Annotated in this window: 20 protein-coding genes and 4 tRNA genes; 19 read left to right on the forward strand and 5 right to left on the reverse strand. The window is 34.1% G+C overall.

What is annotated here, in order from left to right; translation table 11 throughout:
• The first annotated feature begins 1 nt into the window (after nt 1).
• Nucleotides 2-80: transfer RNA gene (locus M9C82_02620), tRNA-Asp, on the forward strand.
• Nucleotides 81-99: 19 nt separating this feature from the next.
• On the opposite strand, the gene zigA is transcribed toward M9C82_02620, so the two are convergent.
• A complete protein-coding gene (zigA, locus tag M9C82_02625; GenBank protein URQ74040.1) occupies nt 100-1,305 on the reverse strand; it encodes a zinc metallochaperone GTPase ZigA in 1,206 nt (401 codons plus the stop codon).
• Nucleotides 1,306-1,418: 113 nt separating this feature from the next.
• Here zigA and M9C82_02630 point away from each other — a divergent pair, with 113 nt between their 5' ends.
• From M9C82_02630 to M9C82_02640, 3 genes are read left to right on the forward strand one after another with little or no spacing between them, the layout of a single operon-like run.
• Nucleotides 1,419-1,745, forward strand: coding sequence for an aspartate 1-decarboxylase (locus M9C82_02630; protein URQ74041.1), 327 nt, complete (start codon nt 1,419-1,421; stop codon nt 1,743-1,745).
• 2 nt (nt 1,746-1,747) lie between these two features.
• Nucleotides 1,748-3,043 (forward strand): NADH:flavin oxidoreductase, encoded by a 1,296-nt coding sequence (locus tag M9C82_02635; GenBank protein URQ74042.1) that lies wholly within the window; start codon nt 1,748-1,750, stop codon nt 3,041-3,043.
• A gap of 14 nt (nt 3,044-3,057) precedes the next feature.
• On the forward strand, nt 3,058-3,858 hold the full coding sequence (locus tag M9C82_02640; GenBank protein ID URQ74043.1) for an SDR family oxidoreductase: 801 nt from the start codon (nt 3,058-3,060) through the stop codon (nt 3,856-3,858).
• Nucleotides 3,859-4,126: 268 nt separating this feature from the next.
• Here the strand turns inward: M9C82_02640 and M9C82_02645 are convergent, their stop codons facing one another.
• Complete coding sequence (locus tag M9C82_02645) at nt 4,127-5,566, reverse strand: DASS family sodium-coupled anion symporter (GenBank protein URQ74044.1); 1,440 nt, start codon at nt 5,564-5,566, stop codon at nt 4,127-4,129.
• 57 nt (nt 5,567-5,623) lie between these two features.
• Here M9C82_02645 and M9C82_02650 point away from each other — a divergent pair, with 57 nt between their 5' ends.
• The 5 genes from M9C82_02650 to M9C82_02670 all read left to right on the forward strand — a co-directional run bounded on the left by M9C82_02650 (nt 5,624) and on the right by M9C82_02670 (nt 9,133).
• Nucleotides 5,624-6,625, forward strand: a complete 1,002-nt coding sequence (locus M9C82_02650) for an NAD(P)-dependent glycerol-3-phosphate dehydrogenase (GenBank protein URQ74045.1) — start codon at nt 5,624-5,626, stop codon at nt 6,623-6,625.
• 2 nt (nt 6,626-6,627) lie between these two features.
• Nucleotides 6,628-6,951: a DUF4389 domain-containing protein gene (locus M9C82_02655; protein URQ74046.1), complete on the forward strand. Its 324-nt coding sequence runs from the start codon at nt 6,628-6,630 to the stop codon at nt 6,949-6,951.
• Nucleotides 6,952-7,027: 76 nt separating this feature from the next.
• A complete protein-coding gene (gene folE, locus M9C82_02660) occupies nt 7,028-7,627 on the forward strand; it encodes a GTP cyclohydrolase I FolE (GenBank protein URQ74047.1) in 600 nt (199 codons plus the stop codon).
• Between the two features lies 1 nt (nt 7,628).
• Entirely contained in the window at nt 7,629-8,234 is a 606-nt protein-coding gene (locus M9C82_02665; protein URQ74048.1) for a Maf family protein, read from the forward strand.
• Complete coding sequence (locus M9C82_02670) at nt 8,234-9,133, forward strand: SDR family oxidoreductase (GenBank protein URQ74049.1); 900 nt, start codon at nt 8,234-8,236, stop codon at nt 9,131-9,133. Before M9C82_02665 ends, M9C82_02670 begins: the two co-directional genes overlap by 1 nt.
• Here the strand turns inward: M9C82_02670 and M9C82_02675 are convergent.
• Nucleotides 9,067-10,743 carry a beta-ketoacyl synthase gene (locus M9C82_02675; GenBank protein ID URQ74050.1) on the reverse strand — a complete coding sequence of 559 codons (1,677 nt, stop codon included), beginning with the start codon at nt 10,741-10,743 and terminating at the stop codon, nt 9,067-9,069. The genes M9C82_02670 and M9C82_02675 overlap by 67 nt on opposite strands.
• A 53-nt stretch (nt 10,744-10,796) precedes the next feature.
• Between M9C82_02675 and M9C82_02680 the strand changes: the two genes are divergently transcribed.
• The gene (locus M9C82_02680; protein ID URQ74051.1) at nt 10,797-12,338 is read left to right on the forward strand and encodes an acyl-CoA synthetase; all 1,542 of its coding nucleotides are present in this window, start codon (nt 10,797-10,799) and stop codon (nt 12,336-12,338) included.
• Between the two features lie 5 nt (nt 12,339-12,343).
• Here M9C82_02680 and folD read toward each other — a convergent pair whose 3' ends face one another.
• Nucleotides 12,344-13,189 carry a bifunctional methylenetetrahydrofolate dehydrogenase/methenyltetrahydrofolate cyclohydrolase FolD gene (folD, locus tag M9C82_02685; protein ID URQ74117.1) on the reverse strand — a complete coding sequence of 282 codons (846 nt, stop codon included), beginning with the start codon at nt 13,187-13,189 and terminating at the stop codon, nt 12,344-12,346.
• Between the two features lie 31 nt (nt 13,190-13,220).
• Here folD and M9C82_02690 point away from each other — a divergent pair.
• The 9 genes from M9C82_02690 to M9C82_02730 all read left to right on the forward strand — a co-directional run bounded on the left by M9C82_02690 (nt 13,221) and on the right by M9C82_02730 (nt 21,526).
• Nucleotides 13,221-13,297 (forward strand) — tRNA-Pro (locus M9C82_02690).
• Nucleotides 13,298-13,489: 192 nt separating this feature from the next.
• Nucleotides 13,490-13,566: transfer RNA gene (locus M9C82_02695), tRNA-Arg, on the forward strand.
• Between the two features lie 7 nt (nt 13,567-13,573).
• A tRNA-His gene (locus M9C82_02700) sits at nt 13,574-13,649 on the forward strand.
• A 13-nt stretch (nt 13,650-13,662) separates the two neighbouring features.
• Entirely contained in the window at nt 13,663-14,958 is a 1,296-nt protein-coding gene (tig, locus tag M9C82_02705; protein URQ74052.1) for a trigger factor, read from the forward strand.
• Between the two features lie 9 nt (nt 14,959-14,967).
• On the forward strand, nt 14,968-15,570 hold the full coding sequence (clpP, locus tag M9C82_02710; GenBank protein ID URQ74053.1) for an ATP-dependent Clp endopeptidase proteolytic subunit ClpP: 603 nt from the start codon (nt 14,968-14,970) through the stop codon (nt 15,568-15,570).
• A complete protein-coding gene (clpX, locus tag M9C82_02715; protein URQ74054.1) occupies nt 15,567-16,832 on the forward strand; it encodes an ATP-dependent Clp protease ATP-binding subunit ClpX in 1,266 nt (421 codons plus the stop codon). Before clpP ends, clpX begins: the two co-directional genes overlap by 4 nt.
• 53 nt (nt 16,833-16,885) lie before the next feature.
• Nucleotides 16,886-19,270 (forward strand): endopeptidase La, encoded by a 2,385-nt coding sequence (lon, locus tag M9C82_02720; GenBank protein ID URQ74055.1) that lies wholly within the window; start codon nt 16,886-16,888, stop codon nt 19,268-19,270.
• A 121-nt stretch (nt 19,271-19,391) separates the two neighbouring features.
• On the forward strand, nt 19,392-19,661 hold the full coding sequence (locus M9C82_02725) for an HU family DNA-binding protein (protein URQ74056.1): 270 nt from the start codon (nt 19,392-19,394) through the stop codon (nt 19,659-19,661).
• A 50-nt stretch (nt 19,662-19,711) separates the two neighbouring features.
• Entirely contained in the window at nt 19,712-21,526 is a 1,815-nt protein-coding gene (locus tag M9C82_02730) for a SurA N-terminal domain-containing protein (GenBank protein ID URQ74057.1), read from the forward strand.
• On the opposite strand, the gene M9C82_02735 is transcribed toward M9C82_02730, so the two are convergent.
• Nucleotides 21,523-22,317 (reverse strand): enoyl-ACP reductase, encoded by a 795-nt coding sequence (locus M9C82_02735; GenBank protein URQ74058.1) that lies wholly within the window; start codon nt 22,315-22,317, stop codon nt 21,523-21,525. The genes M9C82_02730 and M9C82_02735 overlap by 4 nt on opposite strands.
• Between the last annotated feature and the right edge of the window lie 16 nt (nt 22,318-22,333).

Below are 22,333 nucleotides of genomic sequence, written 5' to 3' on the forward strand. Positions count from 1 at the left end.
AGGACCGGTAGTTCAGTTCTGGTTAGAACGCCGCCCTGTCACGGCGGAGGTCGCGGGTTCGAGCCCCGTCCGGTCCGCCATAATTTCACTATTTCTAACTTATTTCCAAGCAGGAAATGGATCTTCGAGCGTATCCCAATAAGACCTTCCCTTAAGCACTTCTTCTTCTTTCAGAAGGCAATCGTCGAGTGCTGCTATTATTTTTTCTTTTTGTAATTCTTGGCCTATAAAAACAAGTTCTTGTCTCATGTCGCCAAAAGGCTCGACCCAAGTTTTTTTAATATTTTCAAGGTACTCTTCATCTGTTGGCCAATCTTTTTTTGGCACGGCCTTCCAAAAAAGACCCGCAAATCCATATCGGGCGATTCCCCCGGCCTGACTCCATTGTCCTGCATACTGGGGACGTGTTGCGAGCCAAAAATAACCTTTCGAACGAATTAATTTTCCAAATTGTTGAGTATTGTGCAAAAAGTTATAGAATTTTTCTGGATTAAACGGTCTTCTTGCTTCGTAACTAAAGCTGCTAATTCCATATTCTTCAGTTTCTGGAACATGTTCTCCTCTCATTTCTTTTAACCATCCGGGCGCTTGTTGAGCTTTTTCAAAATCAAATTTTCCAGTATTAAGAACTTCATTGAGATCAACATCACCATTAGAAATTGGTATGATTTTTGCATCAGTATTGAGAGTTTTTATTATTGCTTTTAGACGTTCTATTTCTGAATTAGCAACTAAGTCAGTTTTGCTAATTAAGATAACGTCTGCAAATTCAATTTGATCTACTAAAAGGTCAGCAACACTTCTTTCATCGTCTTCACCTAAAGATTCACCTTTATCTTTGAGACTCTTTGCTTCGTCATAATCTTTTAAAAAATTAACCGCATCGACAACTGTGACCATAGTATCGAGGTCAGCTACATCAGACAAAGAAACACCATTTTCATCAGCAAAAGTAAATGTCTCTGCAACCGGAAGAGGTTCTGAAATTCCTGTGGATTCTATGACCAAATAATCAAATCTTTTTTCTTTAGCAAGCTTCGTTACCTCTTCTAATAAATCCTCTCTAAGGGTGCAACAAATACAGCCGTTGCTCATTTCTACCAGTTTTTCTTCACTTCTACTCAGTGAAACTTCATTTTGAATAATTGCAGAGTCAATATTAATCTCACTCATATCATTTACAATTACGGCAACTTTTTTGTTTTGTCTATTTGAGAGAATATTACTTAAAACTGTAGTTTTGCCAGCTCCAAGAAACCCTGACAACACAGTAACAGGTAATTTTGAATCAATTGAATTGTTCACAAATTTAAAATTTTATTAAGACTTACAAGATAAATTATAAATGAATTTTAAAAAAAAAATAATTCATCTAAAATTTTCTCTCAAAATATATATAATTGCGGATAATTTTTTTTATGAAAATAACAGTTCTAAAATCAAAAATTCATAGGGCAATCGTTACTGATACTCAATTGGAATATGATGGTTCTTGCGCTATAGATTCTAATTATTTAAAAGAGGCTAACATTAGCCCTTTTGAACAAATTCATATTTATAATTTAACAAATGGCGAACGCTTAATAACTTATGCAATTGAAGCTGAGGCTGGTTCAAAAATTATTTCAATGATGGGAGCTGCAGCGCATAAAGCTTCTAAAGGTGATTCTATAATTATCGTTGCTTACGGAAGCATTGAAGAAACTGAAGCAAAATCATTCGAACCTAAAATTGTGAGACTTTAATTATGACTATTTTAAAAGATGAAGTTCAGCTTCCTTGCGGAGCAAAAATAAAAAATCGTATATGCAAGGCAGCTATGACGGAGAGAATCGCTTTCGGGGATAATTTTACAAATCAAAGGCATTTGAATCTCTATAAAACTTGGGCAGAAGGAGATATCGGAATTTTATTAACGGGAAATGTTCAAGTGGACAGAAATCATTTAGAAGGCCCTGCAAATGTTTGTATCGAAGAAACCTCCTATAAAGACCAGCTACCTATGTTGAAAAAATGGGCAGATGAAGGAACAAAAAATGATACACATTTATGGATGCAAATAGCTCATGCCGGTAGACAAACTCCGGGAGAAATTAACCAGTCTCCTAAAGCACCTTCCTCGGTTCAATTAAAAATTCCAGGAAGAAATTACGGAGTTCCGTCTGAACTTACTCCAGATGAGATAGTTGAAATAATTAAAAAATTTACATTTGTTGCAAAAATAGCAAGAGAAACTGGATTTACGGGTATTCAGATTCACTCTGCACATGGCTACTTACTCTCTGAATTTCTTTCTCCGGATATAAACTTAAGAAAAGACGAGTGGGGCGGATCAGTCGAAAATCGTTCTAGAATTCATGTAGAAATTGTCAAGAGTATAAGGTCTGAAGTTGGAGATGATTTTCCAATCTCAATAAAGATGAATTCTGCAGATTTTCAAAAAGGGGGTTTTTCGCCAGAAGATTCAATTGAGGTAGCAAAGATAATTGAATCCGCAGGAGTAGACAATATAGAAATTTCTGGCGGAACTTACGAACAACCAAGATTATTAGGCTTAGATAATGTAAGTATTAATCCCGATAGAAGTGAGTTTAGAAAAGAAAGCACCATAGCTAGAGAAGCTTATTTTCTGGATTATGCCGAAAAAATTAGAAAGAATACTTCTATTCCTTTGATGGTTACTGGAGGGTTTAGAACTAAAGAAGGAATGGAGAGCGCCATTAATAGCGGAGCTTGTGAAATAATTGGAATAGGAAGGCCTCTGTGTGCAAATCCTTTGGCAATGAAAGAATTATTTGAAGGAAAAATTGATAAATTACCCAGTTATGAAAAAACGCTTTCTTTAGGTCCTTGGGTACTTTCCCCTTCTAGTCCATTTAGACTTATACAAGCACTTAATGCTTTTGGAGCACAAGCGTGGTTTTACCAACAAATTAAAAGAATGGGCGATGATAAATTACCTGATTTATCTTTGGGACTATTCTCTGCTTTCAGGAAGGATACAAACGAAGATAAAAAAGCTTTCAAAGAATTTAATAATTAAATAGGGAGAAATTAATGAAAATTGATCAATTGTTTGATGTGAAAGGAAAAGTAGCTCTGGTTACAGGCGGCTCTAGAGGAATTGGGGAAATGATTGCGGCTGCTTTCTTAGCTAATGGAGTAAAAGTATATATCTCTGCAAGAAAAGCAGATCCTTGTGATCAAAAAGCAATGGAATTATCTGAATTATATGGATCGGAATGTATTTCTATTCCAGCTGATGTTGGATCAATGGATGGTATAGTCAAACTAACTGATGAAATAAAAGCTAGAGAAGATAAATTAGATTTTCTTATTAATAATGCTGGCGCTGCTTGGGGAGAGAATATTGACGATTTTTCTGAATCGGGTTGGGATAAAGTCATGGACTTAAATGTCAAGGGAATGTTTTTTACTACTCAAAAACTTTTACCTCTGCTAAGAAAATCTGGAACACAAGAATTACCTGCAAAAGTCATAAATATTGGTTCAATCGATGGAATCAATACACCGGCTTTTGAAAATTACGTTTACAGTGCTTCCAAAGCAGCAGTTCACCAGCTCACCCGACATTTGGCTTCAAAATTAGTAAGAGAAAATATTCTTGTGAATGCTATCGCTCCAGGACCATTCCCTAGCAGGATGCTCGGTTCGGCTGTAGCCCATGATTTCAGTCCATTAGAAGAGAGAAGTCCAGTTAAACGCATTGGAACCAAGGAAGACATTGGAGGACTTGCAATATATTTATGCTCCAGAGCTGGTAATTTCACAATAGGTGAAACCATTACATGCGACGGTGGACTTACAGCTTGTTCAGGCCATAATCTTTCCGTATAAAAAAACCCTGCCTCCGAAGAGACAGGGTTTCAAGATAAAGTATCTCAACTTAAATCTTTCTAGAAGCGGCCGAAGCGTCTTCTAGTCGGAATAGGGATAACCCTAGTCAGGCGGTCCTCCCTGATATTCCTGTTAAATTGTTCGTATTAATTTTGGATCACCTCCTGTCAGGGATTGTTGGAATTAGCAAAAATAGAGACCCTGTTTTAAATTCTATAATTTGCGACTAACATTTTAATTTTACTACTTTTTAAATCGCTTTCAATCTTCAAAGCAAAGTAGGAATAAACAAATAAGCCAAAATAAAAATAAAGAAGATACTTATTAGATTAATAAAAATTCCAGCTCTAACCATGTTTTGAATTGGTATTAAGCCAGATGCATAGACAATTGAGTTTGGGGGAGTCGCCACTGGCAGCATAAAAGCGCAACTCGCTGATAATGTTAAAGGCAACACTAGCAACATGGGATCAATTCCTAAATTTATTCCAACACTTGCTACAACAGGAAGAAAAGTAACAGTCGTTGTGAGATTACTAGTTAATTCAGTAAGCAATATAACCATTGTTATCACGATCAAGAGTATTATGAAAAAATAAGTTTGTGATGGTATTAAGGAAGCTAACCATAAGGCTAAGCCTGAATCATTTACGACAAAAGCTAATGCCATTCCTCCGCCAAATAAAAATATTAGCCCCCATGGGAAACCTGTTTGAGCATCATCCCAATTAAGAAGTTTTTCGGAGTTATTTTTTTGAGCAAGAAAAAATAATGATAAGCCTCCTAGCATTGCAATTACAGAATCATCTAAAAGTGATAATCCAGGAATATCATCAAGAATTTGTCTAAAGACCCAACAAAAAGCTGTAAATCCAAAAACTATTGCTACTTTTTTTTCTTCATTTCTCATTTTGCCTAGATCCAATAACATAGAATTCAATTGATCTTTTGCTTCTTTAGATGCCTGAAAATTTATAGGATAAATAAATTTAGTCAGCAATATCCAAACAATGGGACCAAGTCCTAAGGTCACAGGCAAACCAAAAGCAATCCAATTTGCAAAACCAATATCCTTGCCAAAATTATCACTAGCAAATTGAATCAATACACCGTTAGGGGAGGTTCCAATTGGAGTTGCTATACCGCCAATAGAAGCACTATATGCAATACCAAGCAGCAAACACAATTGAAAGTTGAAAGACTGCTTATTATCGATTTCTTTCACAGTATCGTTAATTACTTTAATAACTGACACTGCAACGGGAAGAAGCATTATTGCTGTAGAAGTATTCATTACCCACATACTTAGCAAGGCACTTGCTAGCATGAAAGAAGCTATTATGCCGCTTGCATTCAAGCCACTTAACTTCAAAATATTTAAAGCAACTCTCTTGTGAAGACCCCATTTTTGAATTCCTATAGCTATTAAAAAACCTCCAGCAAAAAGAAATTGAACTTTGTTCATATATTCCTTACTGATAACTCCAATTTCTATAACTCCTAGTAAGGGAAAAAATACCAATGGCATCAAAGCAGTTACTTGTAAAGGTAGTGCCTCAAAAGCCCACCAAACTCCCATTAAAAGAAATACCGCTAAAGTAAGTCTGCCGTCATTCGTCAAACCTTCTGGATTAGGGATTAAAATAACAGTGATAAAAAGAATCAGTCCTATCCAGAACCCAATAGATTTTGCGTTGAAAGAATCCATAAGAAATTATAAGTTAGACTATAATTTTTTTTTCTAAGAAACAAAAATAAAAATTTAATGATCAATCGTTTTTCTATTCTAGGTTCGGGCTCTTGGGGAACAGCTCTTGCTAATTTATTGGCTAATAATGGTGAAGAGTGTCTTATATATACCAAAAACAATGAGGTTTTTGATTCAATTTCAAAGGATAAAGTTAATAAAATCTATCATCCAGATTTCAAATTAAACAAAAATATAAAAATTACTAAAAATTTAAGTGAATTTAGTATTTTTTCTGATTTATGGATTATAGCGATTCCTTCGAAAGAGATTTCATCTGTCTTCAAATTAGTCAATGCAGAAATTTTAAAAAAAAAGGAGTTTATAATTGCTTCAAAAGGAATTGATAAAAATTCTCTTTATACAATTTCAGATGTTCTTATCAAAGAATTTAATGTTGACTCTTCAAAGATATTTTCTATCTCAGGACCTAATCTAGCTAAAGAAGTGATGGAACAACAAGTTTCCGCATCAGTTTTAGCTGGAGATGATCTCTCCAGGGCAGAAAAGATTTCGAAAAGTTTTAATAATAATTTTTTTAAAGTTTTCTTATCTAACGATAAAAAAGGAGTTGAATTATCAGGGTCTTTAAAAAATATTTATGCTATTTCGGCAGGCATAGCCGATGGTCTAGGAAATAAATTTAACACTAAGGCCATGATTCTTACCAGAAGCCTTCATGAAATGTCAGAATTATTAAAATCTTTAGGAGCAAGTTCCGAAACTTTAATGGGATTGGCTGGAGTGGGAGACCTTATAGCTACATCTAGTTCATCCAATAGCAGAAATTATTCTTTTGGGTACTATTTAGGTCAGGGTATGGACGTAGAAACGTCGTTGAAGAAAGTAAATCAAGTTGTCGAAGGCATAGGAACTTTGGAAATAATTTTTAAAAAAAAGAAGGAGCTTAATTTAACAATGCCAATTGTGGATATTTTAAATAAAATAATTTTTGAGAAAGAAAGTCCAAAAGATTGTTTTGCAGATATTTTGATTGAAGGTGATAATAGGGATACTTAATAATGACTAAAAGTAAGGTAAAAAAGGAAACTATTCAAGAAGTGGTATCTGTGAACACAGAAGAGGTAGTCGAAAACATCAAAGAGACCTCAATTTGGTTAAGATTAATTTTGGTTGTTATTTTTTTATTTGTTTTTACCTTTACCGACATCATTCTTTGGTTTATTGCCGGTATTCAATTTTTGTTTACAATTTTTACAAAAAAACCGAATGAAAATTTATTAGGTTTTTCAATCAAGTTAAGAAATTATTTAAGTCAAATTATTGATTTTGTTACTTATAGTTCTGATTTAAAACCTTTTCCTTTTAGCCCCTTTCCTGATTAATAAAATTCATACCCTAATAAGAATTAGTCTAATTAAGGAAATTCAACTAAGAATCTGGTAAATTACGAACAATATTATGAAGAAAAACGAAAAAATAATTAATTTCAGGCCTTCAAGAGACCAAGCTATGGAGGCAGTAAAAACTCTTCTTGCTTACACAGGCGATGATCCCACAAGAGAAGGTTTAGTGGATACCCCAAAAAGAGTTATTAAAGCTTACGATGAATTTTTCGCTGGATATCATGAAGATCCAAAAGAAGTTCTTGCAAGAACTTTTGAACAAGTTGAAGGTTATGATGAAATGGTTATTGTCAAAGGCATAAGGGTCGAATCTCATTGTGAACATCATATGGTTCCAATTATTGGCGTAGCTCACGTAGGGTACATCCCAAATAAGAAAGTAGTAGGAATAAGTAAGTTAGCAAGAATGGTTGATCTCTTTGGTAAAAGACTACAAACTCAAGAAACGATGACTGCACAAATTGCTGACACTATTGAGGAAGTCTTAAATCCTAAAGGTGTAGCAGTTGTTATTGATGCAGCTCACATGTGTATGACTACTAGAGGAATTCACAAAACTGAAACCAGCACTGTAACCAGCAGAATGCTTGGGGCTTTTAGGAAAAATGCTAATACTAGAGCTGAGTTTATGAATTTAATTAGTACTGACAATTAATTTGTCTTCTGCTCAAAAAAGACTTCTTAAACCCTTAATATTCGCAACTGCTTCTTCCATCAGGAGGGAAATAGTTAAATCTCATGGAATAAATTGTGAATTTGTTAAATCAGATGTTGATGAAGAGTTAATAAAACTTAATTTCAAAGGAATTGAATTTAACAATTTAGCCATGCAACTGGCTACAGAAAAAGCATTAACCGTGAGTGATATTAAAGAAAACTATTACGTTGTGGGAGTTGATCAAGTATGTGCTATTGATGACGAAATATTAAATAAACCTGAAAATTCAGAAAACGCTTTTAAATCTTTAAAAAAACTTTCTGGAAGATCACATTTTCAGAATTGCGGTATGGCTATTTGTCTCAACGGAAAAATTTTATGGCAATCTTTTTCAATTGCAGAATTAACTATGAAATCTCTATCCGATCAAGAAATCCATGATTACATAAAATTAGATGAACCTTTTAGTTGCAGCGGTAGTTATAAATTTGAGTCTTATGGAAAAGAGTTATTTACAAACGTTTCAGGCACTGAATATACTATTCAAGGTCTGGACATTGATAAATTAATGGATGTTTTTGTCGAGGAGGGAATAATTGAATAATGAAAGATTTTAAAAATAAAGTAGCTGTTATAACTGGCTCAGGATCAGGCATGGGAAGAGAATTAGCTATAGAGTTAGCTAATGCCGGAGCTAACATTGCTTTAGTTGAAATAAACGAAGAGACTCTCAATGAGACCGCAGAATTATTAAAGAAATACAATGTAGGCGTTTCGAAACACATTGTGGATGTTGGAAATAAACAGGCTGTATTTGATCTACCTGAAAAAGTTATCGAAGAACATGGATCAGTAGATATGGTTTTTAACAATGCAGGCGTAGCACTTTCTTCGACGGTAGAGAATTCAACAGATGAAGATTGGGAATGGGGATTAGGCATACTACTTCATGGGGTTATAAATGGTACTAGAGCATTTTTACCTTTTTTGAAAGACCGCCCTGAGGCAGCAATTATCAATACTTCCTCCATATTTGGTTTGTTAAGTGTTCCAAATCAATCTATTTATCATGTTGGAAAATATGGTGTAAGAGGTTTTACAGAAAGCCTTGCCTTAGAAATGAAAATGGAAAAATCAAATGTAGAGGTTTATTCAGTTCACCCAGGCCACATTGGGACTAACATAGCGAACATTGGAGCTAAAAATGGAAAGTTCGACTTTGATGAAGATGCTGAAGACGGACCAAATCTTTTTGGTGCGCAAGCAAAAACTGTTGAGGAAGCTGGGCAACTTTTTAAAGACAAGGCGCCAATTAATGCTAATACCGCGGCTAAAATCATTTTAAAAAATATAAAGAAAAAAAATAAAAGAATTCTTGTAGGCTCAGATGCCTATGCATACGATCTCATTCAAAGGATTTTTCCCAAATGGTACATTTATCTTTTACCATTAGTATTTCTTGTAAGAAGATTATTCCCAAAAGACAAACCTTTGAATAGATAAGTCATCTCCAAATCTGTCTCAGGATTTAAAATTTCTTCGTTAGCTCTGTATATGAGGTTGAAATTTCCTTCTAAACAATTTGAATTATATACAAGTTTATTTTCTCTAGTTTTTTCTAATGCAGTTTCATAAGCATTAAGCTTGGATTTAGAAAATAAGTTTGGGAGTATTTTTGTTACAAAGTCAGATTTATAAATGCTCGTGGTAGCATTATTTCCTCCAAACCCTTTTGCATTTAAGAAAAATGCGTCCAATTCAGATGTATCTATTTCTTCGTGTTTCATACAAAAATTTAAGTTTTTGGTGATCACGTCATTGGCGAGTTTTGGAGTTGAATTTAGCCCTGGAATAATTCCATGATCAAAAATTCCTAAAGAGCATGCTAATTGATCACCACCAGCGGGCCCCATTGTGTGGCCTAAATATCCTTTTAATCCTGTTACTCTTAAGTCCTTCATCCCCATAGATGTCGCACATTTACTTAACACGTCAGATTCAGTGCTTCTATTTTGAAAAGTTCCTGTGCCATGAGCAATCACACAGGAAAGTTTAGGTTTTTCATGATCTTTGAGATATTTTTTAAATGCTTGCCCCATAGTTAAATAATTTCCTATTCCCGGAGAGCTGATTGATTTTTTAATTCCATCAGAATTTATAAAGACGTTTGGAACGGCACATAAAATTTCTGCGCCAATTTCAATTGCAAATTCAAGGGATGTAACAATTGCAAATTGAGACGATTCTCCCAAAACAAGTCCACAGTTATCTCCAAATGGTCTACACGCTTTGGAAAAATCTACTTTGTCAAAAGGTTCTCCATGCCTTTCTTGCATAGCTAATATTTTTTTATCATCAGCAATACCTGTTGTAGCAAAAAATCCGTCAGTGACTTCAGGATTTATAGGAGCTTCTGCAGATCCTATTACAGCAAAATCAACTTCGTTAGATTTTATTAACGTAGTAGCTGCATTAAGGTTGTAAAAGAAAGTTGCACATGCTCCTGCTACTTGACCACTTTTCCCAACTGAACCAAGAATGTATGCATTAATGAAGTCTGCTGACATTTCTATTAATGACATAGATAGGTGTTTAGAACTCGCTCTTTTCTCTTGTAATCTAGACTGCATTAAACCTCCAAGACCTTTTTCATCTAACTGACCAATTGCAGGACCAGCAAATACAGCTACTCGGTTTGGATCCAATAAAGGTTGAATATCTTCTCTCCAATTTATTCCCAAATTATAGAGAGCATCATTAACTCCAAATACAGTCATTTTTATCCCTCGAGGATGTTGTTTCGAGTTATATAAATTATCAATTTCGTAATAATCAGGGAGTTTGGCCCCAGCATTCACGCCTATCTGTTTTGTCATCAAACCTTTAGGATCCAGAAAATCATCAATCTGCCTAATCAGTGTTCCAGATAAAATCTCTTTTTCTGTTTTCTTTTCTTCGGATAAAGAAATTAAATCTTTTAATACTTGTTTCTTCTCTTCATTTGATAAATTTTCATAGACTAATCTCTTGTAAGATATGTTCCCAGAAGTTCTACCTCCAGAATTTAATCCTCCCATAGAACATATCACGGGGAGTCTTTTTAAATTTTCCATTGTTATTTTTAATCAGATTGAATTAATATTTTATATCAAATAGAGGAGTAAAAATGCATCCGGGAGTAAATGGACCAAAATTTAAAGACAAACCAGCAATTATTATGGCCGGGAGTGGAGAAATACTTACCCATCAAGAGGTAAATGAATTATCTAATCAAATGGCACACCTTTTTAGATCTTTAGGCTTAAATGCAGGCGACAGTATGGCTTTTACGATGGAAAATCATAAATACTTTCTTCCCATTGCTGCAGCGGCTTACAGAAGTGGTTTGATTTATACTGCCATAAGTTGGAGACTACAACCAGAGGAGGTTGAATACATTGTAAAAGATTGCGGTGCTAAGGTTTTTATAACCTCTAAATTTTTAGAAGAAAATGCAAAATTATTAACTCCTTTATTGAAAGACGTTAATAAATTTATGATCGATGGAGAAACAGAAGATTATTTATCTCTTGAAAAATCTATCTCGGAGTTCCCATTAACTGCAATAAATGACGAATGTCAGGGATCTTCAATGTTGTATTCCTCTGGAACAACTGGAAAACCAAAGGGGGTAAGTAGAGAAATTAACTTAAGTCCTCTGCCTTACACTCCAGAAGAGGAGGATCTTGGCCTCACTAGAGTTGTTGAGGGAATGTATGCAGCAAGTTCGGATTCAGTCTATCTGTCTCCTGCTCCACTGTATCATTCTGCACCTTTAGGATTTAATACTGGATTTCAAGCATTGGGTGCAACTTCAATAATTATGGAAAAATTTGATCCTGAAGAAGCTTTAAAACTTATTGAGAAATATAAAATAACTCACTCACAGTGGGTTCCAACAATGTTCGTAAGATTTTTAAAGAGTGATCCTGAGATTCTCAATAAATATGATCTAAGTTCTCACAAAGTGGCTATTCATGCAGCGGCACCATGTCCAGTTGAAGTAAAAGAAAAAATGATAAATTGGTGGGGGCCAATTATTCATGAATATTATGCTGGAACTGAATTCAATGGGTTTGTTGCATGTAATTCTGAAGAGTGGTTAGCTCATAAAGGCACCGTTGGAAAATCTTTATTAGGCCCAATTCATATTTTAGACGACGATGGAAATGAAGTGTCAAAGGGAGAAGAGGGCACTATTTACTTTGAAGGACCAACTTCTCAAAGTTTTAAATATCATAATGATCCAGAAAAAACCAAAGGATCTAGATCTAAACAGGGTTTTTCGACACTTGGAGATGTTGGTTATTTAGATGATGACGATTATTTATATTTAACTGATCGTAAAGCTTTTATGATTATTTCTGGAGGAGTAAATATTTATCCAAAAGAAACAGAGGATATATTAGTAATGCATCCCAAGGTTGCTGATGTTGCCGTTTTTGGAGTCCCCAATGAAGAAATGGGTGAAGAAGTTAAAGCTGTAGTCCAACCACAGGATATGAATGAAATTGAAAATAATTTAGAACAAGAACTTATGGCTTACTGTAGAGAAAAAATCTCACATGTTAAATGTCCCAAATCTATTGATTTCAGGCCAGAATTGCCGCGTCATCCTACGGGTAAATTATATAAAAGACTTCTTAAAAACGAATATTGGGAAAAATAAAAAGGTTATTTTAGAGTTGTTTCACAACTTTCAATAGTTTGCAGAATTAGCGTGTTAATAGTCATAGGTCCTACACCCCCTGGAACTGGAGTGTAGGCTTTACATCTACCAATAATAGAATCTAGCTCAATATCTCCACATTTTTCAGGATGATAACCAGCGTCAACCACAATCGCATTGTCTTTTATCCAATCTCCTTTAATGAATTTTGGTATTCCCAATGCGCCAATAACAATGTCTGCTTTATTAATCTCATCTGAAAGATTTAATGTTTTTGAATGGCACACAGTTACTGTGCAGTTTTTATTTAAAAGCATCATTGCCATAGGTTTGCCTAAAATTGGACTTCTTCCAACCACAACGGCTAATTTACCTTCGAGTTCAATTTTATATTCTTCTAAAAGTCTCATAATTCCATATGGCGTGCATGATCCAAACGCATTTTCTTGCATACTCATTTTTCCAAATCCAAGACTCGTTACGCCATCAACGTCTTTATGAACATCAATGGAATCAAAACATTTTCTCTCGTTTATGTGTTTAGGAACTGGATGTTGAAGGAGAATTCCATGAACATCTTTATTTTTATTTAGTTTTTCTATCTCAGTTATTAGATCGTCTGTTGATGTATTTTCTGGAAGTTCAATTTTTAAAGATTCCATGCCAACTCTTTGGCAAGCATTTCCTTTCATTTTTACGTATGTAGCAGAAGCAGGATTATCACCTACTAGAATTGTTGCCAAAATTGGTGTGGATCCAGTACTTTTTTTAATTACAGAAACTCTTCTTTTAAGATCTTCTTCTGATTTTTCAGATAACTTTTTTCCGTCAAGTACTATAGTCATTATTATTTCCTATGATAACATTCCTCAAAATTTTTTTCGGGGTGTAGCGCAGCCTGGTAGCGCGCCTGCTTTGGGAGCAGGATGTCGGGGGTTCAAATCCCTCCACCCCGACCATATGCCTGTAAATTTTTGTATAATTTACTTTGGGGAAGAGGAAACGGAGTTCCTCTCGGTGTTTTATTGGAAAACATTTGTTTTACGACAAGGAAGTTATCAAACAAGTTTAGGTTCGAATCCTAACCGAGAGCCAACACTTGATCACAAGACTATTTCAAACCTTTTAGTTAGAATACTTCCATAATTATTCTCTCGGTAGCTCAGTTGGATAGAGCATCTGCCTTCTAAGCAGAGGGTCGCAGGTTCGAATCCTGCCCGGGAGGCCAAAATATGGTGGGCGTAGCTCAGTTGGTAGAGCGCTGGTTTGTGGTACCGGTTGTCGTGGGTTCGAGTCCCATCGTCCACCCCATATGGAGAAAAATATGTTTGGATTAGGAAAAAAAGACAAATTACAAAAAATTAAATTTAAGATTCTTTCAAAAGATATGTTGCAAGAATTTAAAGTTAAGCTCTCTAAAGAACAAGCATCATCAAATCTAAAAGGATATAGAAAAGGAAAAGCTCCTTTAGAAGTAATAGAACAATATTATGGTGAACAACTTAGGGCTAGAGTTATTTACGAAACTATGACAAATGAATTCTATAAATTGATTACAGAAAAAAAGATTTCTGTGGTGGGTCAGCCTGCTATTAATCCGTTATCTATGGATATTAATAAAGATATAAATGTAGAAGCATCCTATGAGGTCTATCCTGAATTTAATTTGAAGAAATTTTCTAATTTAAAAATTAAAAAACCTGTATGTGATCTTTGTGAGGAAGATATAAAGAACACAATTACTAAAATGCAAAAGAGATTTGGCAAGCTTGAAAAGATTGACAAAGAGATATCTGAAGGATGCTTTGCAAAAATTGATTTTGAAGGATTCTTAGAGAATGAAAAATTTGAGGGTGGTGAGGCAAAAGACTATCTTATAGAAATTGGGTCTAAGAATATGATTCCAGGTTTTGAAGATGGCTTAATTGGATTAAAGATTGGGGAAAAGAAAGACTTAAATCTGAAATTTCCTGATGACTACCATGCTGAAAATTTAAAAGGTAAAGAAACATTATTTAAAATTACTGTTAATGAAGTTTTAGAAACTCTACCAGCTGAATTAAATGAGAGTTTTTTTGAGCAAGCTGGAATTCCATCAAAATCTGAAGAAGAATTTAAAGATAACTTGAAAAAACAACTAGAAAAGGATTTAAGAATTACAGAAAAAAGAAAATTGAAAGAAAGGATTTTTGATGCTGTAGAGGCACAAAATCCCATAGAAATACCTTCAGCAATGGTTTTAGCAGAAGCTCAAAATCTTAGAAACTCAGCAGCCCAACAAATGGGAATGGATCCTGCGAAGCTGAAGGATGAAGAATTACCAATCAGCACATTTGAAGAAAATGCCACTAAAAGGGTTAGATTAGGTGTGATTCTCAATAAAATTATAGAAGAAAGAAAAATTGAAAAAGATGATGATCTCATAAAAGAACTTATTGAAGAGAGAGCTAGCGGATTTAAAGATCCTGAACAATATAAAAAATGGATTTTTAGTAGCGAAGAACAATTAAAAAACATTGAGTCCATAGCTTTAGAGGAACAGGTTACAGAACTTATATCTGCAGAAGCCAAATGTGAATCTGAAAAACTAAACTTTGAAGAAATTATGTCAATGAGTTAAATTAATTGAATGGAAACTTTCAACCAACTGGTCCCAATGGTAGTGGAACAAACTCCAAGAGGGGAGAGAGCATTCGATATTTACTCGAGACTTCTCAAAGAAAGAGTAATATTTATCACCGGAACAGTTGAAGACCAGATGGCAAATTTAATTGTTGCTCAACTCCTATTTTTGGAAGCAGAAAATCCTGATAAAGATATTAATCTTTACATCAATTCTCCTGGAGGATCTGTGACTTCAGGCCTTTCGATATATGACACAATGACTTACATCAAGCCTGACATAAGTACTTTATGTATCGGACAAGCTTGCAGTATGGGAGCAGTGCTTCTCGCTGGAGGTTCTAAGGGCAAGAGATTTGCTCTTCCAAATTCTAGAATAATGATTCATCAACCTATGGGTGGCTTCCAAGGGCAGGCAACAGACATTGAAATTCAAGCCAAAGAAATGTTAAAAATAAGAACTAAATTAAATGAAATTTTGTCAAATCATTGCGGTCAATCACTTGACAAAATTTCTGAAGACACGGAGCGTGATAATTTTATGTCGGGTGAAGAAGCTTGTGAGTACGGTCTTATTGATAAAGTTTTGAGTGAAAGAATAGAAAAATGACAGATACTGAAAATAAAGAGAAACAATTATTTTGCTCATTTTGTGGGAAGAATCAAAGTGAAGTTAAGAAACTTATTGCCGGTCCATCAGTTTACATTTGTGATGAATGCGTTGCTCTTTGCAATGACATCATAAAAGAAGATTCCAATGACGACAAAAATGAGGACAAAAAAGAAAATCTTCCTATCCCCGCCGAAATAAATGCAATTCTTGATCAATACGTTATAGGTCAAAGCGATGCAAAAAAAATTCTTTCAGTTGCTGTTTACAATCACTACAAGAGATTAAAAAATACAAACTTAGCCGATGATGTCGAACTGGGAAAAAGTAACATCTTGCTTTTAGGTCCAACGGGGAGTGGTAAAACTCTACTAGCACAAACTTTAGCAAGACTTCTTGATGTACCCTTTACTATCGCCGACGCAACAACTTTAACTGAAGCAGGATATGTTGGCGAAGATGTAGAAAATATTATTCAAAAGTTGTTACAAAAATGCGATTACGACGTTGAAAAAGCTCAATTGGGCATCGTTTACATTGATGAAATAGATAAAATTGCCAGAAAATCTGATAACCCATCCATTACAAGAGATGTTTCTGGTGAAGGAGTACAACAAGCATTGCTTAAGTTAATTGAAGGCACAACTGCGTCTGTTCCTCCTCAAGGAGGAAGAAAACATCCTCAACAAGAATTTCTTCAAGTAGATACATCAAATATATTGTTTATTTGTGGTGGAGCTTTTTCAGGACTAGATGAAATCATTAGAAGTCGTTCGGATGAGAAAGGTATTGGCTTTGAGGCATCGGTTACTAGGAAACTTGAATCCAAGAGTGCAGCTGAAACAATCAAAAAAGTTAAACCAGAGGATTTGATTAAATATGGATTAATTCCCGAATTCATTGGAAGGCTTCCCGTTACGGCTTGTTTAGAAGAACTTGACGAAGAAGCTTTGGTTACAATTTTGACTGAACCTAAAAACTCATTGACTAAACAGTTTAATAAACTTTTCGAAATGGAAAATGTTGAATTAGATATTCGTGATGACGCATTAAATGAGATAGCTAAGAAAGCAATTTCTATGAAAACCGGTGCACGAGGGTTGAGATCAATAATAGAAAATATACTTCTAGACACTATGTATCAGGTTCCATCAGAAAATGAATTGGAAAAAGTAGTTGTTGATTCTTCTTGTGTTAATGGAGAATCAGCACCTCTTTACGTTTATAAAAATGAATCAAAAGCTAAAGAAGAAAAAAATTAGTTACTTGTTTTTTTAACTTCCGTCCTTATTATAAAAGTATATAAAAGAAAAGTATGTTATTACCTTTAGTCCCATTAAGAGATGTTGTGATTTTTCCAGGAGTTGTTACTCCCTTATTTGTTGGAAGAGATAAATCTATCAATGCTCTTCAGAAAGCAATGTCTGAAGATAAATCTGTGATGCTTATCGCCCAAAGGAATGCTAATGACGAAGATCCATCTATTGACGAGATGTATAAGATCGGAACAGTTTCTACTATCTTACAATTAATTAAGTTACCAGATGGTACTTTCAAAGTGTTAGTCGAAGGCATTAAAAGAGCTAGTTTAGAAAAGATTAAGGACAAGAAGGATTATGTTGAATCAGAAGTTGAAATTTTGAATTCAAAATCTATGGATGATGATTTACAGCAAAGTTACTTAAATACACTCAAATCCCAATTTAAGGATTTATCTAAATCTTCAGCGAAAATAAGACCAGAAGTTCTAAGTCAAGCACGTTCAATCGAAAGGTTAGATAAACTTATTGATACTTTAGTTGGACATTTATCGCTTTCTTTAGAAGACAGACAAACTTTACTAGAAGAAATAGATTTAGAAGAAAGATCAAAAAACCTGGTTTCATTACTAGAAAATCAACTTGATTTGACTCAAATGGAGAAAAAAATTAGAGACAGAGTCAAAAAGCAAATGGAAAAAAGCCAGAAGGAATACTATCTAAGCGAACAGATGAAAGCTCTAAAAAAAGAAATGGGTGAAGGCGAAGATGTTGATGATGAAATAGAAGTTATTGAGAAAAAAATTAAAGATTCAGGTATGCCTGAAGAAGCTGTAGAAAAAGTTAATACTGAATTAAACAAATTTAAACTAATGCCGCCAATGTCAGCTGAAGCTTCAGTTGTAAGAGGTTATATAGACTGGATGATCAGCATTCCTTGGAAGAAAAAATCAAAGATTCAAAAAAGTATTACAAAAGCTTCTGAAATTTTAGAGAATGACCATCACGGTCTTGAAGAAGTAAAAGAGCGAATATTAGAATTTTTATCAGTTCAAAAAAGAGTAAGCAAGATCAAAGGACCAGTTTTATGTCTTGTAGGCCCGCCTGGAGTTGGAAAAACCTCTCTTGGAGAATCTATTGCAAGAGCTACAGGCAGAGAATTTATAAGAGTCGCTCTGGGAGGAGTTAGAGACGAGGCAGAAATTAGAGGACATAGAAGAACTTATATTGGCTCAATGCCTGGAAAAATTTTACAAAAAATGTCTAAAGTTGGCGTTAAGAATCCTTTATTTTTATTGGATGAAATAGATAAGATTGGAGCTGACTATCGTGGTGATCCTTCTTCAGCTCTATTGGAAGTCTTAGACCCTGAACAAAACCATACATTTAACGATCATTACCTAGAAGTTGATTATGATCTTTCGGATGTAATGTTTGTTTGCACTGCTAATTCTTTAAACATTCCTGGTCCACTGTTAGACAGAATGGAAATTATTAGACTTCCTGGCTACACAGAGGATGAAAAATTAAGTATAGCCAAAAATTATTTAGTCCCTAAACAATTAGAAAATAATGGTCTTAAAGAAAATGAAATATCTTTTGAAGATTCTGGAATTTTAGATGCAATCAGGTATTTCACGAGAGAGGCTGGTGTGCGAGCTTTAGAAAGAGAAATAGCAAAAATCTGCAGAAAAACTATCAAAAAAATCGCTGATCTTAAAAGAAAAACGAAACAGAAAATTTCATCAAAAAACATTGAAGATTTCCTTGGAGTTAAAAAATTTGATTTTGGTGAAGCCAAAGAGAAAGACAGAATCGGCCAAGTTACTGGGTTAGCCTGGACCCAAGTAGGCGGCGAATTATTAACTATTGAAGCTTCTGCCTTCAAAGGAAAGGGAAAAATCATAAAGACTGGTAAACTTGGAGACGTCATGCAAGAGTCTATACAGGCTGCAATTTCCGTAGTTAGGTCTAGATCTGAAGGATTAGGTATAAATCCGGACTTTCATGAATTAAATGATATTCACATTCATGTGCCAGAAGGAGCCACACCAAAAGACGGTCCAAGCGCAGGAATTGCAATGGTTACTGCTGTAACTTCCGTGTTAGCTAACTTACCAGTTAGAGCCGATGTAGCTATGACTGGAGAAATTACCCTTAGAGGTGAAGTATTAAAAATTGGTGGCTTAAAAGAAAAGTTACTCGCTGCTAGAAGAGGAGGAATAAAGACAGTTTTAATTCCTGACGGTAATCTCGGGGATTTAAAAGAAATACCTGAAAAAATAAAGGATAATTTACAGATTAAGCCAGTCAAATGGATAGATGAAGTATTTAAGGTTGTATTTACCGAAGAACCTAAACCTTGGGTAAGTGAAAAAGAAGAAAATTCTAAAACTCAAAAAATTTCAAAAAATAAAAAAAATAAGCTTGAAACTCATTAAAATTTTAATTAAGAGTTAATCAGATCCGCTTGACATCCCTCAAACTTAGGATATAAATGAACATAGTTATTAATCATTATTAATAATTAATACATTTTTTTAATTTTAAATAGAGAGAGTTATGAATAAAGCAGAATTAATTGATTCAGTAGCATCCGCAACTGACATGTCAAAAGCTGAAGCGGGGAGAGCTCTGGATGCTGTGTTAGACGGTATATCTGGTGCATTAAGTAGTGGTGACCAAGTTGCTTTGGTCGGTTTTGGTACTTTTCTGGTAAGGGAAAGAGCAGCAAGAATGGGAAGAAATCCTCAAACAGGAGCAACTATTCAAATAGCTGCTTCTAAAGGTGTTGGTTTCAAGCCAGGAAAGGCTCTTAAAGATAGTCTATAATAATTGTATAATTAAAAACGCGTCGTAATGGCGCGTTTTTTTTTGGGATTATGTCTGCGATATCAAATATAAGAAAAAATTTATCTTCAACTGGATCTTCAATCATTGTGGGTCTAATTGTTTTCGTACTAGTAGCAACTTTTGGAGGATTCATTGGTAATTCGAATATTTCAAGTAATGAAATATTTTCTGTGAATGGCAAAGGTATTCATATAGGTGAATATAATTTAGAAGCAAATAGAATATCTTCAAATTTTGATGAATCTCAAAACTTTACTGAAGAAGATATAGAAAGCTTTACAAGAGAATCAATAATTTTCAAAGAGATGTTTTCTCAACAGGCTGAAAGTATTGGTTTAAAAATATCTGAAAAAAATATTAATGATTTAATCAGAAACGATCTTAGTCTTTATTCAGAAGAAAAATTTGATGCAGATTTATTTAGAGGGCTTTTAACAAGATTGGGAATGACGATTGACGATTATAGAGAGCTAATCGAATCTAAATATTTAGCGTCAAGATTACTGGATTTTTATGACAATACTGCATTTGTATCCACTAACGAAGCCAAAAATTTTATTGCAAACTCTAAACAGAAACGGGATTTAAGATTTAGAAAAATATCTTTGGAGGAGTTAGCAACTTTGCAAGAAATATCTAATGAAGAAATAGAAAATTATTACAATAACTATCCCAGCGAATTTAAATCTTTAAAAAAAATAAATTTTAGATCTGTATTTTTCTCTAAAAACAATTTTATGGAAAGTTTTCAAGTTACAAGTGATGAAATCGAAAATGAAAAGATAGCAATAAAATCTTCCGAAAACCTTAATGGGCAAATAAGAGCAAGCCATATTCAATTATCTTATGATGATGAACAAGCAAAAGAAGGAAAAAGAATTATTGCAAACGAGATCGTATCTAGAATTGATCTAGGAGAAGAATCATTCGAAGAATTGGTTTTGCTTTACTCAGATGATATTGGAACAAATAAGATTGGTGGAGACCTTGGTTTCACAGACGGAACTGTGTTTCCAGAAGAATTTGAACGAGAATTAGCTACTTTGAATCTTCAAGAGGTTTCGCAAATAATTGAACTAGACGATTCATTTCATATTCTGAAAGTTACACAAAAAAATATTTTTGATCTATCTGATGAACAAGTTGCTGAAAGAATTTTATCTGTTAAATCCGAAGAGGAACTTCAAAACATTTTAAATGAAATATACGAAAATTTAGATAACACAACTTTAAGTGAAATTTCTGAGTCTTATGATTTTTTAATACAAGACAATAAGAATTTATCCATAACTAATCTTGTTACTGAGTTCGAGGGTTTAGAATTTATAGACGATTTTGATAGAAATAATATCTTTATAAATGAACTATATGGCCCATATAATTTCAATGGGGGATATATACTAATTGAGCCTTATGAATTTTTTCCTAGCACTTTGAAATCTCTGAGCGATGTAAAAAATGAAATCGAAGAAACTCTAAAATTAGCTTCTGCTCAAATTATAATGCCTGAAAAAATCAATGAAGAAATTTCTAATTTACAAAATGTAGTGAATCTAGAAAGATTTTCGTCCTATTCTGACGTTGAAAGAAACACAAGTTTGTTTCCTCAAGAGGTAACAAATTTAATTTTTTCTATTTCTCAATTAAAAGGTGATAATTCTATAATTAGTACGGTTCATCTTGGTGATGCTTACATCATACAATTATTAGGTGTTACAGATTTTGAAGGAATAATTTCCTTAGAAGAAATAACTGAGACAAAGAATGCCTTAAACCTTGCTCTGAACGAAATTGAAAAAGATAATTTTTATGGAAAATTAAGAGAAGAAGCTTCTATAAATTAATCTGCTTCGGAAAGATCTCCCATCGCTGTAATATTGAATCCAGCGTCTACATATAAAATCTCTCCAGTAATTCCACTGGCTAAATCAGAACAAAGAAAGGCAGCAGCATTACCAACTTCCTCAGTTGTAATATTTCTCATTAATGGAGCTCTCGAAGCATTATAAGAGAGCATTTTTCTAAAGCTTTTTATTCCTGAAGCAGCCAGAGTTTTAACAGGTCCCGCAGATATGGCATTCACTCTAATGTTTTCTTTTCCTAAACTATTGGCTAAATATCTAGTAGTAGATTCTAATCCGGCTTTTGCAACACCCATGACATTATAATTTGGCAAGGTCCTTACTGCTCCAAGATAAGATAATGTTAGTAAGGCAGCATTTCTATCTTTCATGAGTTTTCTTGAGGCTTTTGCAAGAGCAGTGAAGCTAAAGACACTAATGTCATGAGCTATTTTAAAACCTTCTCTGGTGGCAACCTCTGTAAAGTCTCCTTCTAATTCATTTGCGGGAGCAAATCCCACAGCATGAACTAAACCATCCAAATAACCCCATTTTGATTCTACTTCATTTATTAAATTATCAATGGATTTGTCATCGGAAACGTCGCATTCAATGTAAGCTTCACAATCAATTTTACTTCCAACTTGCTCAACTTTCTTCTTTAGTCTATCAGATTGATAGGAAAGAATAATGTTTGCACCTTGAGAATGCATGGACTCAGCAATGCCAGCAGCAATAGAAAATTTGTTGGCAACGCCAACGATCAGTATCTTTTTATCTTTTAAAAAACTCATTTCATAATTTTATCAC

It is taken from the genome of SAR86 cluster bacterium (assembly GCA_023703675.1).
Lineage (GTDB): Bacteria > Pseudomonadota > Gammaproteobacteria > Magnimaribacterales > AG-339-G14 > AG-339-G14.